Consider the following 17288-nt stretch of genomic DNA (forward strand, 5'->3'; position numbering starts at 1 on the left):
ATAAAAGGTCTTTTTATTACGTTCAGTATAAATTTGGATTGGGCACCAACGGCAGTTACTTTTTCCAAAGTCGATATTAAAATGACAAATCCTTATTCCTTATAAAATTTAGTTGGTTTCTGTAGAAGGGGTGGTATTGTTCTGTTAAAAATCAGTACTTTTGAAAGATAAAATTTAACTTAAAATAACCTTATAATGAAAGTTACCGTTGTTGGAGCAGGTGCTGTTGGCGCAAGTTGTGCAGAGTACATTGCCATAAAGAATTTTGCATCCGAAGTAGTTGTGTTGGATATTAAGGAAGGTTTTGCTGAAGGCAAGGCCATGGATTTAATGCAAACCGCTTCATTGAATGGTTTTGATACCAAAATAACAGGAATTACAAATGATTATAGCAAAACTGCTGGAAGCGACGTAGCTATTATCACTTCTGGTATTCCACGTAAGCCGGGAATGACCCGTGAGGAGTTGATAGGGATAAATGCAGGGATTGTAAAAACGGTTTCTTCCAGTTTATTGGAGCATTCTCCCAACGTAATATTGATCGTGGTAAGTAATCCAATGGATACCATGACTTATTTGGTGCATAAAACTACTGGTTTGCCCAAGAATAGGATTATAGGAATGGGTGGCGCATTAGACAGTGCAAGGTTTAAATATAGGTTGGCAGAGGCATTGGAGGCTCCAATATCCGATGTGGACGGTATGGTTATCGGGGGGCATAGTGATACAGGTATGGTACCATTAACCGCACATGCAACTAGGAACAGTATTAAAGTATCCGAATTTTTGTCCGAAGAGCGCCTTGCCCAAGTATCCGAGGATACCAAAGTGGGAGGAGCTACACTGACCAAGTTATTGGGTACCAGTGCTTGGTATGCGCCTGGTGCTGCCGTTTCTTCTATGGTACAGGCCATTGCCTGCGATCAGAAGAAGATGTTCCCATGTTCTGCATTTTTGGAAGGTGAGTACGGACTTAACGATATTTGTATTGGTGTTCCGGTACTTTTGGGTAAAAATGGTATCGAGAAAATTGTAAAAATAGAATTGGCCGAAGCTGAAAAAGCTAAAATGCAGGAAAGCGCAGAAGGCGTAAGAAAAACAAATAGCTTATTGACCTTATAGTTTATTAGGGTTCGCGAATATTAAGGGCATCCGTCCCATTTGTTTCCGAGTACCATCGGAACGGGGCGGATGCCCTTATTTTATAAAACTGATAAATATATTGTTAGTTCCTATGGGAAATAATATATTTGCACGCTATTTAAGAATACCATTTTAAATTAATATACAACCAATGCAAAATAAAGGACTTATAAAGCTTTTCGCTTTTTTGTTTGGGCTAGTCAGTATTTATCAGCTATCCTATACATTTATTACCAATAAAGTAGAAAAGGATGCAACTGTCTTTGCTACCAATAAAATTTCAGAATCCGAAGAGGATTACCTTGCAAAAAGGGAAGCGCTGGAAGCAAGATATTTAGACTCTATAGGAGGAAATTCCATTTTAGGGTTTACTAGTTATGACGAAGCCAAGAAAAAGGAACTTAATAAGGGTCTGGATTTAAAAGGTGGGATAAATGTTACCCTTCAAATTTCTGTAAAGGATATTTTAAAAGGCCTTGCCAATAATACCAAGAATCCGGTTTTCAACAAGGCGCTGGCCGATGCGGATGCCGCTTCCAAAAATAGTGATGCTACTTATATAGACCTGTTCTTTGAATCTTTTGACAAAATAAAGGGGGATACCAAATTGGCCTCTCCGGATATCTTTGCAAATAAAGGTTTGAGCGATGTCATTAACTTTCAAATGACCGATGATCAGGTAAAACCAATTATAAGAACAAAGATTGATGAATCCATTGTTTCGGCTTTCGAAGTACTTCGTGAGCGTATCGATGGTTTTGGTGTTACCCAGCCAAATATTCAACGAGAAGGTAATTCTGGTCGAATTTTGGTAGAATTGCCTGGTGCAAGGGATATAGGACGTGCTCAGGATTTATTATCCAGTACGGCGCAATTGGAGTTTTGGGAAACTTATAAACAGAGTAACCCTAGTTTAAGTACCTTTTTGCAGGCTGCCAACGAGAAGTTAAAAACTTTGGTAGAGGTTGAAAAACCGGAAGAAGTGGTTAAGCCAGAATCTGAATTGGATTCTTTGTTGTCTGATGTTGCTCAAGATTCATTGGATTTTTCCCAAGATGTGAATCCACTTTTTAGTTTGCTTATCCCAGCAAATCCTAACGGAAATGCCTTGGTAAGTGCCGCTATTCAGGATACGGCTAAAATTGGGGAATACCTTAGAATGAAGGAAATCCGCAGATTGATTCCAGCGGATATTCAGTTTGTCAAGTTTGTTTGGGAACGTCCAACCGAAGGTTCCGAAATAGTTGAGTTATATGCCTTAAAATCCAACAGGGACAATACGCCCAGAATTAGTGGGGACGTTGTTTCCGATGCTTCCGATACTTTTGATCAATATAACAAGCCTGCGGTTACCATGACCATGAATACCAAAGGTGCCAAGGAATGGGAAAAACTAACAGGGGATGCCTTTAATAACCAGACCGGTATCGCTATCGTGTTGGATAATAAAGTGTATACTGCGCCTGGCGTTTCTTCCGGACCTATATCTGGTGGTCGTTCAGAGATTACGGGTACTTTTACCATTAACGAAACCAAGGATATTGCCAACGTACTAAGAGCGGGTAAACTACCTGCTTCAGCGGAAATTATTCAATCGGAAATTGTAGGACCTTCCTTAGGTCAAGAAGCAATCAATAGTGGATTCTTTTCATTTATGATCGCCATGGCCATTGTATTGGTATGGATGGTGTTTTACTACGGTAAAGCTGGTATTTTTGCCGATATCGCATTGCTTTTGAATATCCTGTTGATCTTTGGGGTGCTGGTAAGTTTAAATGCAGTACTTACATTGCCTGGAATTGCTGGTATCGTATTGACAATTGGTATGTCTGTGGATGCGAACGTTCTTATTTTTGAACGTATTAAAGAGGAGTTGGCAAAAGGTAAAGGACAGAGCCAAGCTATCGCGGATGGTTTTGGAAATGCACTTTCTTCTATCTTGGATGCCAACATTACTACCGGTTTAACGGCATTAATACTATTTGTATTTGGTTCTGGTCCTATCAAGGGATTTGCTACTACCTTATTGATAGGTATAGTTACCTCTTTGTTTACGGCCATATTCATTACTCGACTTTTGGTTGATTGGTATGTAAGTGGAAAAGGAAGAAAATTGGATTTCTCTACGGCCATGACCAAGAACCTGTTCAAGAATATCAATATTGATTTCTTGTCCAAAAGAAAGATTGCCTATATAGCTTCTTCTATTTTAGTGGGGATAGGTTTATTTTCAATATTAACACAAGGTATACCGCAAGGGGTCGATTTCCTTGGAGGTCGTTCTTACACGGTAAGATTTGAGAAGATGGTAAACCCCTCTGAAATCGCTTCGGAATTGAACACTGTTTTTGGTAGTGGTACCAATGTTAAGACTTATGGTGAGGCCAATCAAATAAAAATTACTACTGCATATAAGGTAGATGTTGAAGGCATAGAAGTGGACAATGAAATTCAGAATAAACTGTACGCTTCCCTTCAAAAATATTTGCCGGACGGTACCAGTTTTGAGAATTTTATAATTGGGAGTGGTGAGAATTCCATAGGAATCCTGCAATCTGTGAAAGTGGGTCCAACCATTGCGGATGATATTAAAAAGAATGCCTTCTTGGCTATTATTGGCTCTTTGGGGGTAGTATTCCTTTATATTCTATTCAGGTTCCGTAGATGGCAGTTCTCTTTGGGTGCAGTTGCGGCTGTATTCCACGATATTTTGATCGTATTGGGTGTATTCTCCATCTTTGGTAAACTTATGCCTTTTAATATGGAGATCGACCAAGCCTTTATCGCAGCAATACTTACGGTTATTGGTTACTCCTTGAACGATACCGTGGTAGTTTTTGACCGTATTAGGGAGATTATAGCTGAAAAAGGATGGAAAGCAGGGGAGAATACCAACTTGGCCCTGAACAGTACCTTAAGTAGAACCTTGAATACCTCCATGACTACTTTGGTAGTGTTGTTGGCAATATTCATATTCGGCGGTGAATCCCTAAGAGGATTTATGTTTGCCATGATCATAGGTATCATTGTAGGTACTTATTCTTCTTTGTTCATTGCAACTCCAGTAATGTTCGATACTTTGAAGAAGAAAACTCAAATAGGAAAGGAAGAGTAATAGTCTCCTACCAACGAAAATAAAAAAGGCCGCTGATCAGCGGCCTTTTTTTTATATTATTTTTCCATGGGACCCTTCGGGAGTTGTTTGTAGCTCATAGATAAATTGGGGTTCCAGGCCCGGTTCTTTCCTGTGGGAAACAAAGACAATGGCGGACTTGCTTTCTTTTGCAATTTTATTGACAAGGGATATAAAAAGCATGGCACTTTCATCATCCAGCCCGGCAGTTGGTTCATCCAAAATTAAAAGGGGCGGATGTTTTATCATGGCCCTAGCGGTCATCACCATACGCTGTTGCCCTGCGGATAGGTCGGCGAATAGTACGTCCTTTAGGTGCCACATATCGAGTATAATTAGCCATTCTTTGGCCAAGGCCTTCTGGTTTTCCGTTGCCCTTAGATAGAGGCCAACAGAATCGTTCATCCCAGAAATGACCATATTAAGGCAGGAGTGTAGGCCCGAAAATTTATCGGTCATGGCAGGGGTGTAGTACCCAATCCTTTTCTTAATGTCCCAAACGCTTTCCCCACTGCCTTTGCGTTGTCCAAAAAGGTACAGTTGCTGTCCGTAGCCTTTGTGGTTGTCACCGGTAATCATGGAGAGCAATGTTGATTTTCCACTTCCGTTCGGACCTATAAGCTGCCAAAACTCCCCTTTTTTGATGGTCCAATTAATTTTGTCCAGCACTCTTTTATCCCCATATATTACACTGATGTCCTTGCAGTCTATTAAAACGGATTCTTCATAGTCTGTGGGTGTTATGGGCTTAGGGATTCTGCCGGTAAAGGAAGTATCTACGGATGGGTTGTCTTTCTTAGTTACTTCGGGTCCGCTGGCCAATGGTCTTATTGTGGATCTTTCCAAAATCATCTCTTGGGTTATAAAAGGTAAAATATCGGCTTTTCTACTTATGAGCTGGATGATAAAGGTGTTTTTTGAAATATGGTCAAGGGAGGCTTTTAAGTCCTTTTGGGCGTCCTTATCCAAATTGTCGAAGGGATTGTCCAAAACAATATAATCCGGCTTTAGGTGAAAGATATATTTCAATAGCGCCTTTTTTTGTTCCCCGCTAGACATTGTCTTGAGCAATTGCTGTGAATTTTTATTGATAATTTGGATGCCGTGTCTTTCCTCTTCGTCTATAAACTGGTTTAAGGTTATTTTGGAAAATAGGGCCCCTTCCAAATTCTCTAGGGCCTCAAATCCCTTCGGTAAGGGTCCTTCCAACACATTTTTTATGAACTGGTCCTTTTGTGAGTTGTTGTTGATAAATACGGCCCAGTGTATGCTTTTTTTCATGGTTAATGGCATTTTATACAAGTCAAAGGAAAATATATGATCAATTTGGTTTTTACAATTTTCGGACTTATTTATTGAACCAATAGGTAAATTTTAATGTCAAAGCCCAATTTCTTCCTTCCAGCGGTTCAATTAGGTAGTTGTTGCTGTATACCAAAAATAAGTCGGACGCCGGTTTATAGCGCCATTGAAACCGCGAATTTAGATTAAAGTTTTTGGATTGCTCATTGTATTGGAACAATGTGGCAAAGAATAATTTGTTGGTAAAGGTTATATCGACCTCCGAGCCAATTAGCCAAAATTCGGTGTTGTTCCACGGAGCTGGTAGATTAATATTGTTATAGCTTAAATTACTGCTTAGACTTACAAATGGTTGAAAACGATAGCCCAATTCACTGATGAGGCTTGTTCTGTTGCCATCCAGATAGTATCCTCCAAAACGTCCGCCAAAGGAGTAGGTAAACATACTTTGGGGTTTGGAAATGAAATCGATGGTATAGGCGTTCCAATGGTGCTTGGTTCCAATATCCAATAATTCCTTGCCCGATCTAGTAGGGTCAAAAGGCGATAATAGTTCCACATATTCATCGGTTACCCCTAGGTTTAATTTGGAACGATCCCGAAAGTCAAATAGGTATTCCATAAGGTTGATGTTATCCGTATGCTCCAGTCTTTCATTAAAGAAATAACTAGTGCTGAATTTAGGACCATGACTCAAAATGGTGCTTTTTTTGGGAAAGAATAGATGGCCTATATAGGAAGTGACGTTTACGTAGCCATTTCTTGGTACAAAACCAACTTCGGCAGTATAATCGTCCTCAACCGATTCCTCCTGTACTTTCCAATTCCATTTACGGCTTTTATATTCCAAATGGGCCGCTTGGGAAATACCGCTGCCATTCTTGTTGGGCGCGAAGGACTTTAGAAAAAAAGCCTTTCCTGTCCACTGGTTATTGGCGGAAGCCAAATTATACTCCAAACCCACATTTCTATTAAATTTTGGAAAAACTGTTCTAAGGGAATCCGTATCCTGTGGGTAATTAAAAGATTCCTTGTTTACAAACATAAGGCCAATGCTAGACCTTGCAAATACTTTTCTTTGTAATGAGAGCACGCCAAAATTTTGACTGGGCAACCCAGTTTCATCTATGCTTGCCGTTTGCATATCCATAAGGCCTAAACGCCATTTTTTATTGAGGTTCCCACTAACCCTTGCGCCAGCCCTTATGGGTACGCCCAATCCTATTCTCCTGGAGAAAAAAGGACGTATAGTGGCATAACCAAAGTTGGCAAAGAGATCTCCGTTCTCCAGAAAGAATTGTCTTTTTTCTGGAAAAAAAAGTTCAAATCGGTCTAGATTAGTTACCTGTCTATCTACCTCTACCTGTGAGAAATCCGGATTTACCGTCAAGTCCAGATTTAAAGAAGTGCTAAGACTGAACTTGACATCGCCTCCAATTTTTTTGTCATACTGGGTATCCGTGTTGTTTTCCAGATCTTCACTAATACCGCCCAATACATATGGTATAACGGAAAAATTTGTTTTTGGGGAGGGAGGAGGGGAATCCCAGACCAAAGTTCCGGTATAGGCCAGTGAAGCCGTGGGGAATTGTCGGGGAATGGGTGTCCAACTCGATTTTTCGCCCGATTTTAAATCAAGTCGGCTGAAGTTAATGCCCCATTCCGTAACTCCGTCTTCATAACGTATGGATTTGAAGGGGATGGCCATTTCAAAGACCCATTTTTCTTCGTCACTGGTTACGGCGGATATCCATTTGCTGTCCCAATTGAGGTCTACACTACCTCCACTGTGCATGGTACCGTCCCATTGCGCACCTGCTGCATTGGAGCCAAAAGAATAACCCGTGGTTTGGTTGTTAAATGGGTCTAGGAACAATAAAAAATTGTCATTTTTCCCAAAACTAAAATCGCGTCGTAATGATTCTACGTAGTACGGGCCTTTGGTGGCGTTGTAAAAAGTAGCTAAAAGGTAGAGATTATTTTCATCGTAGGTCATTCGGATTTCAGAAGGTTCATTCGCCATTCCGGTATCCATAGGCAGTACCATGTAGAAGTCGGATGCCACATCCGTGTCTTGCCAGGCCATATCGTTACCGATCCCATCTATTACTATTGTGGCGGTAGTCTTGTGGATATTTAATTGAAAGGACTGGTTTTTTTTCTGAGCCGCTAGGGGTATTGCCAAAACAAGGGCTAAAAGAGTTAGGGGTACTTTTTTATAAGCTGACAAAGGAATGGTCTTTTTGTTGGTTGAACGTACTAAAATAGGCATTTTATAAGGATCTAAACCATATGGAATGCCTTACTTTCAACCACCCTATTCATAAATCTTAGTCGCCGATCAAGGTGTTTTCTGGTAGACAATAGAATCCCCAACGGCCAAAGTCCATTTGTCCGCGAAACCGGCATTTACTTCATGTACATATTTTACGGGAACTTTGGAAGGTAAACTGTTTTCCTTAAAAGGTTGTGCATTCTTTTGAAAACTGGCTATTTTCATCTGGTCGTCCACAAAGATAAGGTCTAAGGGAAATTCGGTGTTTTTCATATAAAAGTAATGCATGGCAACATCGTCAAAGACAAACAGCATTCCTTGGTTTGGTTCCATGGAACTACGGTACATAAGTCCGGTTTCCCTTTCGTAGTCGGTATCCGCTATCTCAATATCCAGAGTGGTTAAAAGGGAATCCGATTCTTTTTTCAGTATGCGGAGATCTCCTTCTTTTTTAAAGGTGACCGGAGCTGTTTTTATAGCTTTTTTTGGTTCCTCCTTGCAGGAAAGCTGCATGACAAAACAAACAGCAATAAGAAGACAGATTTTACAATTTCCCATTTTACAATTTCTGTTTGGTGTAAGTACCTTTAACCTTTCCTAGCAGATTATTTTGAGGTGCCTGATTTTGGTCTAAGGATATAATAGAATCCAACTAAAATAAATGGTATGCTCAACCATTGGCCGGTGGATAACAAGCCCAGTGACTCTTCAAATCCACCCTGACTTTTCTTTACGTATTCCACAAAGAAGCGTACCGTCCATAAAAGTACTAGGAATACCCCAAAAAGATACCCCAGTTTATCCTTTTTGTCGGTCTTCCAATATAGATAATACAAAATGGCAAATACAAAAATATAACAGAACCCTTCGTACAGTTGCGCTGGATGCCTATAGGGAATAGCCTCCAGGTATTCGGCAAAACGAGGGTCTTTTTCAATTAGGTTATAAGCGGCATTTACCGTTTTTTCTTTAGTGATGGATAATGCTTTGTATGCGGGCATGTCGTCGGAATCGCGCACGAACCTAGTGGCCAGTGCAAAAGATTTTTCTACCGGTTTGCCGTTGATCTCGGAATTGAAGAAATTCCCCAATCGAACACAAAAAGCACCAATGGATACTGGAATAACAATGCGGTCTAGAATCCATAGAATTTTAAATTCAGGATATTTTCTGGTGTAAAGGTACATGCCAATAATAATTCCTATGGCCGCTCCGTGACTTGCCAGACCGGTAAATCCTGTAAACTCGTAACCATTAATAAATCCGAAAAGGGTGCTATCCGCACTTTCCCTAATGGGCAGCAAAATTTCCAATAAGTGGTTTTGGTAATATGGCCAATCATAGAAAAATACATGGCCCAATCTTGCCCCTAACATGGTGGCCAAAACGGTATAAATAAAAAGGGAGTCCAACTGCTCCAGGGATTTTTTTTCTTTTAGAAATATTTTCTTCATGAGATACCAGCCCAATGCGAAAGCGATTATCCAAAGAAGATTGTAATATTTTATTTGTATTACCCCAATTTTAAAAAGGGTATCGGCGGGATTCCAAGTAAAGCCTAAAAAGTACATCTACGATTTTTTAAGCGACTAAGATAAGTAAATACTGTAAAGAATAGGGGACGGAAATGGGTTAATTTGAATATGTTGGCAGGAATATATTTGGAAAAGTAATGATGCTACTGTGTGCAATTATTACCAAACTGAATTTATAAATACTTATTGATACGGAAATCCAGGAACAAACAAATTATGGTACCGGGTCGTAACCGCGACCTCCCCAAGGGTGGCAGCTAAAAATTCTTTTTAGGGCCAGCCAGCCTCCTTTGAACAGGCCATGTTTTTGAAGGGCTTCCAAAGTGTATTGTGAACAGGTGGGGGAATATCGGCATGTGGCCGGGGTGAGAGGGGAGATAAAATTCTGGTAAAACTTAACCAATAGTACAAATGGGGCAATTAATATTTTTTTCATTTATTCAAAATATTATAGTGATCTAAAAAGGAATTTTATAAAAATTATCCGCATAGACCCAATGCTTCACTTTTGTGCTAAGGTTTTAATTTTTTTGGTTGATGGGTTAATAGTCAATTCTATATATGCCCATTTCAATATGGCTCAATTTAGTTAAGACTAAAGGTCGTGCCATCTTTTCCATCATTCAATTGAATGCCCATTGCCGCCAATTGGTCCCTTATTTTGTCCGATGTGGAGAAATCCTTATTGGCCCGGGCTTCATTTCGCAACTGTATCAGAAGACCAACAACGCTGCTCAATTTGTCCGAATTAAGCATGGCACTATTTTGATTTTCAAGGCCTAATATATCAAAAACAAAACCGTGCATGGTCTCAATAAACAGTTCCTTGTCCTTTTGGGTTATGGTTTCCTTACCCTCTTTTATTAAATTGATTCGTTTCACGGCTTCAAACAAATTGGCCGTTAGCATAGGGGTGTTGAAATCATCGTTCATGGCATCGTAACCCTTCTGTTTCCACTCCTCCACATTAAAGCTGGACGAGGGACCGGTGGTTAGTTTTTCCATGCTGTCAATGGCATCCATCAATTTTTGAAACCCTTTTTCGGATGCGGAAAGGGCTTCATCGCTTAGGTCCAAAATACTGGTATAATGTGCCTGCATCATAAAAAAGCGTACCACGGATGGTGTGTAGGGTTTGCTTAGAATGTTGTTCTCCCCAGAAAACATCTCATTCGGCAAGATGTTGTTTCCTGTAGATTTGGCCATTTTTTTGCCGTTCAAGGTCAGCATGTTGGCATGCAACCAATATTTTACCGGTGCATGTCCGTTACAGGCTTCGGCCTGGGCTATTTCACATTCATGATGTGGGAATTTTAGGTCCATACCGCCACCGTGTATGTCAAAAGTTTCACCCAGATACTTGGTGCTCATAGCAGTACATTCCAGATGCCAACCGGGAAAACCATCGCCCCAAGGAGAGGGCCAACGCATTATATGCTGGGCTTCCGCTTTTTTCCACAGTGCAAAGTCCTGGGGACTCTTTTTTTCGTCCTGTGCGGCCAATTCACGGGTATTGGCAATCATATCCTCCAATTTTCTCCCACTTAATTTACCGTACTCATGGGTCTCGTTAAATTTTTCAACATCAAAATAAACAGACCCGTTAATTTCGTAGGCAAAACCTTTTTCAAGAATATTCTTTATAATTTCAATTTGCTCAATAATGTGTCCGGTAGCAGTAGGTTCAATACTTGGGGGCAATAAATTGAATTTTTGTAGTATGCTGTGAAAATCCAGGGTATATTGTTGTACCACCTCCATGGGCTCCAGTTGTTCCAACCGCGCTTTCTTGGCAATTTTGTCCTCCCCGTCTTCCGCATCGTTTTCCAAATGCCCGGCGTCTGTAATATTTCGTACATATCTCACCTTATACCCCAGATGTTTTAAATACCTGAAGATCATGTCGAAAGACATGAAGGTTCGGCAATTGCCCAAATGCACATTGCTGTAAACGGTGGGTCCACAGACGTACATGCCCACGTGGCCCTCGCTTAAAGGTTCAAAAACTTCTTTTTCTCCCGTAAGCGAATTGTAAACTTTTAATTTTTGAGTTTGGTACAAAGACATTATTAAGCGGGACAATTAAAATTTAGTATCGATGTTGATATAGTCCAAAAATTCTCTTCTAACGGCCTCTTCCTTAAATTTCCCACCGTATTCTGCTGTTACGGTGCTACTTTCAATATCGCGTATGCCTCGAGAATTTACACACAAATGTTTGGCGTCTATAACACAGGCAACATCTTCGGTGCCTAAAACCTGTTGAAGTTCCCTTACGATCTGAATGTTTAATCGTTCCTGGACCTGAGGCCTTTTGGCGTAATAATCCACAATCCTGTTCATTTTGGACAGGCCAACAACGGTGCCTTTGGATATATAGGCCACGTGGGCTTTCCCCACTATAGGCAATAAATGATGCTCACAGGTAGAATACAAAGTGATGTTTTTTTCTACCAACATTTCTCCGTACTTGTATTTATTGTCGAAGGTGGATGATTTTGGTCTTTTTTTGGGATTTAGGCCTCCAAAAATTTCTTGAACAAACATTTTGGCCACTCTGTTTGGAGTTCCCTTTAAACTATCATCATCAAGGTCAAGGCCTAAAGTCAGCATTATTTCATTTACACTGCCTCTTATACGTTCTATTTTTTCTTCATCACTTAGCACAAATGCATCCTTACGTAAAGGTGTGTCCTCAGCAGCGGAAACGTGATCGTCCCCCAGCTCTTCAAAATGCTTTTCCAATGCGTTGTCGATTTTCATTTAAAATTGCTTTTTAAGGCAGCAAAGATATACATTATATGCTAGTTAATACCATATTTACCTCCCTACACAACATAAATTAGTGTTAACTAAACTAGGGTGTTACTTTTGAAATTCCCAAATTTAGTAGGTATTCATGAACAGGTTGGTCGTCGTTTTTGGTGTTATTTGGTGTCTCTGCAATACTTTGGCCGTGGCTCAAGTGGCTCCGGATTGTTCCAATGCAGTGCCTATTTGTAACAATACACCCGTCAACGGGGGTACCAATGGCTACGGTGCCGATGACTTTAAAGGTGCCAATAAATCCGGTTGTTTGGAAAAAACACTTTCCGGGGCAATTGAGTCCAATGCCGCTTGGTATAGGTTTAGGACAGGGGCCTCAGGACAATTGGGATTTAATATAGGTTTTGATTCCAATGAAGATTGGGACTTTGCCCTTTATAAGGCCAGTGATTGCAATTCCCTGGGCGACCCGATACGATGTAATTTTTTTGACAATAGGGATGCCAATAGTTTTATTGGAGTAGGGGTGGACCCTCAAGGGGCTGCGGATAATGTTCAATATGAAGAGTGGTTGGAGGTTTCGCCCGGTGAGGACTACTACTTATTGGTAAATAACTTTAGTAACGTTAATTCGGGATTTTCCATACAGTTTACGGGTCAAATCTTTGTGACCAACCCTTATGATGCGTTGGATTGTGCAATAATCAACAATCTTTTGGGACCTCCAATTGCGGCATGTAACAACGAAAGCGTTGTTTTGGATGCCACTACCGCCGATGTGGTAAGTTATACTTGGTATAAGGATGTAGGTAATGGGTACACCCAAATTCCTGGTGAGGTTTCCGCTACCTTAAATGTACAGGACGCTGCTTTTTACCGAGTGGAAGTAATAACCCAGTCCCAGAATAATATTATTAGTGATGTACAAGTGGGGTTTTCCCAGGCGCCTACAACTGCCCCTGTTGGTGATGAACACCTATGCCTGGATTCCGAATATTTTTATTTAAGTGATAAGGATCAATTGGCTTTGGGCGGACAATCTGCGAACGAGGTAATCATTTCCTATCATACGAGTTTGGCCGATGCGGAGGCTGGGATTAATGCCCTGTCTTTGGAATATGGTTTGCAGGCAGGGGAGCAACAGATATATATTAGGGCCACCTCTGTACAGAATCCAAGGTGCTATGATGCTTCTGAAGATTTTAAATTAACGGTCCATCAACCTTTGGCCCCCAGTTTTCCTTTGGAGGTTTTTCTTTGTGAAGGGGAACCCAGTGCTGTGATAGGCGAGACGGTCCCTGATCCAGAATATAATTACCTGTGGAGTACTGGCGAGACAACTTCCAATATTACCGTTTCCCAAGGCGGGGAATATTCATTATCGATAACCGATAAGTTGGGTGTATCAGCTTGCGAAAATAACTTTATGATTACCGTGTATGCCTCCAATACACCGCATATAAAAGAGGTGGTAATAGAAGATCTGCAGGACAACAATACCATTACGATAATTCCCGACAGGGAGGGTGACTTTGAATATAGATTGGATAACGGGGCATATCAGACAGATGCCAAGTTTTATAATGTACTTCCTGGTATGCACTCTGTTACCTTAAACGATATGAACGGCTGCGGAACCGCTACGGAGACCATTGTTGTAGTAGGGTTTCCCAAGTTTTTTACCCCCAATGGCGACGGGGCAAATGATATTTGGAACATTGTAGGAATTTCCAGTTTGGACGAACCTATTTTGACGGTTTATAACAGGTACGGAAAGTTGCTTAAACAATTGTCCCAAAATAGTATGGGTTGGGATGGCACCTATAATGGCGTTGCGCAGCCCTCGGATGATTATTGGTTTAAGCTTAGTTTTAAGGATCAAGACGGACAGCGTATTGTGGCCAAGTACATTAATAACCATTTTTCCTTAAAGCGTTAAGGATAGATGGGGTATACAATGTACATAAATCTTATACTTCTAATCTATTAATCTATTAGGTATTTGTCTTCAAAATTTTGTGATAAATATACCTCCTGTTATACTAAATCTTTTTCATAGGAGTTATTATACTTGATTTAAGTATGTATTAGCCCCAATTTCTATGCGGACACTTATCTGTTCTATATGCGTTATGTTGCTGTTTGTGAGTAATATAATTGCACAAAATTCACCTGATTGTAGGAGTGCTATTCCTGTTTGTGCAGATGGCCAGCCCATTATGCCAATTGTTGATGGCAGTGGTGATATTGACGATTTTGATCCTGATGTAATTCGGCAAAGTGGTTGTTTGGAAAAAGGAAGTGTAAGTTCTGCGAATATCGAAAACAACACCTCTTGGTTTGTTTTTAGAGCAGGTACGGGAGGTCAGATAGGCTTTGATATAGAAGCTCTGCCAGTAACGGGTACTACAATAACAGCGGAGTGGGACTTTGCGGTTTATGGTCCTTATGATCAGACCAGTGGGCAAAATTTCTGTTCGATTATAGGAAGTGGATCAGAACCTATCCGTTGTAATTATGAAGCCAATAATACGCGCTTCACGGGAATAGGGATTAATCCGGAGAATGGGGACGTGGGTGCTCCTTTTTTAAAGCAAAGCCAAAATACCTATGACGAATGGTTAGATGTACTCCCAGGAGAAATCTACTATATTTTCATTAATAATTTCAACACCAATTTCAATGATGATGCCGAGCAATTTTCATTGACTTTTACGGGTAGTTCGGTTGATGCCGATCAAGATAATGCGTTGGATTGTACCCTAAGGGACGAATTTTTGGGATTGGATATCATTGCTTGTGAGGATGATCCGGACATCACCTTATCTGCACAAAATTCTCCTTTTGGACCTGATATTACAAGTGTTGTTTGGACTGTAGATTATGAGGACGATGGCGTTATTGATGCCACCTTGCCGGGATCCGGACCTTCCAATGCCGAATTGGTGGTGAGTAGCCCCAATTCTGGACGCTATTTTGTTGAACTGACCAACAGTTTTGGAAATGATGTTGGTGATAATATACTAATCACCTTTTTTGGAACACCAGTTTTACAGGAAGTAATCGTTAGGGATGATATTTCCGATAACAATATAGTGGAGATAGTGGTGGCCAACCCGGACGGAAATTATGAGTATGCCATAAACGGTGGGCAATTTCAGGATGATCCTGTTTTTAATAATGTACCACCAGGGGTAAATACAGTGATCATCAATGATAAAAATGGTTGTGGAACTACAGAACCTATAGAGTTCTTGGTTGTGGGGTATCCCAAGTTCTTTACGCCCAATGCCGATGGTATCCATGACCGTTGGAATGTTTATGGAATCTCTACCTTGATAGATCCTGTGGTGTTTATATTTGATCGTTACGGCAAACTCCTTAAACAGATTGATGAAACCACAATAGGGTGGGACGGTACCTTTAACGGCAGGCCAATGCCTTCTTCGGACTATTGGTTTAGGATGGACTATTCACGGGACGAAGACGGTATCATTGTGGCGCGCTCTGTTAGGACCCATTTTACTTTGAAGCGATAGCAATATATTTTAAAACAAAAAAGACGGGTAAATCCCGTCTTTTTTGTTTCCAGTATATTTTCTTCTTTAGAAATTCAGGGTGTAGCCCAAACTTACAACGGAGTTTTTATTGGTGATGCTGGCAGGTGTTGGAAGGCCAACATCAAATAATTGTTTGTTTATGTCTTGGGTGGAGTAATTGTAGGAAAGGTCTAGCCTGCTTCCCCCAAAATTATAACCTATACCACCTGAATAGCCGTTTAAATCACCTATAGTATTGCCGCTGGCGTACGGACTTTGTTCAAATCTATAACCTGCCCTTAAACTTAGGGCTTCAATACGGTACTCGCCACCTAATCTAAAAGTTGAAACGGCACTTAACTTATCAGAAATAAAATCGTTTTCTGAGGCAAAACTAGGGTCTGAACCTGGTCTTAACTCTGCTTTTGACATGTCTTGATAGCTATAGTCGAAACTCAATAGGCCATCCTTGCCAAAAATCATAGCCAAACTTCCGGTTAATTTTCCTGGTATTTTAATAGTGTAATCCTCGTAAATATTTATGATATTAAAATTGATAAATGAAATATCGCTATCGGCTAGATCCGAATATATTCTTTGAGAGGTTTCATCTGATAAATTATACCAGGTTGGAGATTGATAACTACCGCCTATTCTGAAATTTTCGTTTAATTTCCCAATGGCGCCCAGACTAAAGGAAAAACCATTTCCCTGGGTCCTAAGCAAATTATCGAAGGTAATATTCTGTATTTCCGATTCGGCATTAAAGCCCCTTTCGGAAAGTTGGGTGAGTTTGTCCAAGAATACGCTGTGAATGTTTAGGGAAGCTCCCAAATACAAATTGTCACCGTATTGTGAGGCCAAGTTGGCGGTAAACTTACTGTTGTAACCTGTAGTGCTCTGGGAGTAATCTTGGTTAACGTTACTGTATATAGCATTGGAGATATAATCGGTGTTATTGTCGTCGGAAAAATCCACAGGGTCAATTATTCCTCCGTAATATCCCAAAAATGCTTGCTGGTCCACAAAGCCTAAAGTAGCTCCTATATCCAGATAGGCTTCTTCTATATATTCGCCGTCCTGTATTAAAAGTGGTCCAAAGGGTACCCCATTGGCCAAATCCAAAAAGTAATTGTCTATACCCTGATCGCTACTGCCGGAAACCAAAAGGTCATCGTCAAAATTCTTTACCAGGTCGTAATTAAATGCCAATGCAATTTTTCTCCAAGCAGAATTGTTGTTGGTGCTTTTAAATACGAAAACACCCCCAACTTGATTAAGATCCAATGAATTTAAGGAGGTGCTGCGGCTACCGTTGAAATAACGGGAATCATTTTTTATATTGTAATTGGATCCGGTTAAGGATAACAAGCTGTTATTGAAAACGGCCGACCCCGCAGGATTTACGTTTAGGGCCGACAAATCTCCGCCCAATGCGCCAAATGCTCCATTTAATCCTTGAAAACGTGCTGTTCCGTAGGAACCCTCTCCACTAAGCCTTAAAACATCATTGATATTCTGGGCGCTGGCAAATGCACATACCAATAGTAGAATGAAAGTGTAATTCCTTTTCATTTTATTTAATTTAGAAAGTT

General features: G+C 40.5%; 12 protein-coding genes. 4 read left to right on the forward strand and 8 right to left on the reverse strand.

Features of this window, described 5'->3' with window-relative positions:
* Positions 1–195 precede the first annotated feature (195 nt).
* Positions 196–1122 (forward strand): malate dehydrogenase, encoded by a 927-nt coding sequence (gene mdh / locus BUA60_RS12470; RefSeq protein ID WP_072862158.1) that lies wholly within the window; start codon positions 196–198, stop codon positions 1120–1122.
* A 172-nt stretch (positions 1123–1294) separates the two neighbouring features.
* Entirely contained in the window at positions 1295–4258 is a 2964-nt protein-coding gene (gene secDF, locus BUA60_RS12475; RefSeq protein ID WP_072862161.1) for a protein translocase subunit SecDF, read from the forward strand.
* 51 nt (positions 4259–4309) lie between these two features.
* Here secDF and BUA60_RS12480 read toward each other — a convergent pair whose 3' ends face one another.
* The 7 genes from BUA60_RS12480 to folE form a co-directional block, all read right to left on the reverse strand.
* On the reverse strand, positions 4310–5557 hold the full coding sequence (locus BUA60_RS12480; protein ID WP_072862163.1) for an ATP-binding cassette domain-containing protein: 1248 nt from the start codon (positions 5555–5557) through the stop codon (positions 4310–4312).
* Positions 5558–5624: 67 nt separating this feature from the next.
* Positions 5625–7850 carry a carbohydrate binding family 9 domain-containing protein gene (locus BUA60_RS12485; RefSeq protein ID WP_084532596.1) on the reverse strand — a complete coding sequence of 742 codons (2226 nt, stop codon included), beginning with the start codon at positions 7848–7850 and terminating at the stop codon, positions 5625–5627.
* 69 nt (positions 7851–7919) lie between these two features.
* Entirely contained in the window at positions 7920–8411 is a 492-nt protein-coding gene (locus BUA60_RS12490) for a DUF192 domain-containing protein (protein WP_072862165.1), read from the reverse strand.
* A 47-nt stretch (positions 8412–8458) separates the two neighbouring features.
* Positions 8459–9424 carry a prolipoprotein diacylglyceryl transferase gene (lgt, locus tag BUA60_RS12495; RefSeq protein ID WP_072862167.1) on the reverse strand — a complete coding sequence of 322 codons (966 nt, stop codon included), beginning with the start codon at positions 9422–9424 and terminating at the stop codon, positions 8459–8461.
* Between the two features lie 178 nt (positions 9425–9602).
* Positions 9603–9824: a membrane protein insertion efficiency factor YidD gene (gene yidD / locus BUA60_RS12500; RefSeq protein ID WP_072862169.1), complete on the reverse strand. Its 222-nt coding sequence runs from the start codon at positions 9822–9824 to the stop codon at positions 9603–9605.
* 149 nt (positions 9825–9973) lie between these two features.
* Positions 9974–11455, reverse strand: coding sequence for a cysteine--tRNA ligase (gene cysS, locus BUA60_RS12505; RefSeq protein WP_072862171.1), 1482 nt, complete (start codon positions 11453–11455; stop codon positions 9974–9976).
* A gap of 15 nt (positions 11456–11470) precedes the next feature.
* Positions 11471–12151: a GTP cyclohydrolase I FolE gene (gene folE, locus BUA60_RS12510; protein WP_031442780.1), complete on the reverse strand. Its 681-nt coding sequence runs from the start codon at positions 12149–12151 to the stop codon at positions 11471–11473.
* Between the two features lie 136 nt (positions 12152–12287).
* On the opposite strand from folE, the gene BUA60_RS12515 reads away from it, so the two are divergent.
* A complete protein-coding gene (locus tag BUA60_RS12515) occupies positions 12288–14093 on the forward strand; it encodes a T9SS type B sorting domain-containing protein (protein WP_072862172.1) in 1806 nt (601 codons plus the stop codon).
* A gap of 205 nt (positions 14094–14298) precedes the next feature.
* The gene (locus BUA60_RS12520; RefSeq protein WP_245802545.1) at positions 14299–15693 is read left to right on the forward strand and encodes a T9SS type B sorting domain-containing protein; all 1395 of its coding nucleotides are present in this window, start codon (positions 14299–14301) and stop codon (positions 15691–15693) included.
* A 66-nt stretch (positions 15694–15759) separates the two neighbouring features.
* Here the strand turns inward: BUA60_RS12520 and BUA60_RS12525 are convergent, their stop codons facing one another.
* Positions 15760–17268, reverse strand: coding sequence for an OmpP1/FadL family transporter (locus BUA60_RS12525; RefSeq protein WP_072862176.1), 1509 nt, complete (start codon positions 17266–17268; stop codon positions 15760–15762).
* Between the last annotated feature and the right edge of the window lie 20 nt (positions 17269–17288).

Origin of the sequence: Arenibacter palladensis, from assembly GCF_900129275.1 — a bacterium.
Lineage (GTDB): Bacteria > Bacteroidota > Bacteroidia > Flavobacteriales > Flavobacteriaceae > Arenibacter > Arenibacter palladensis.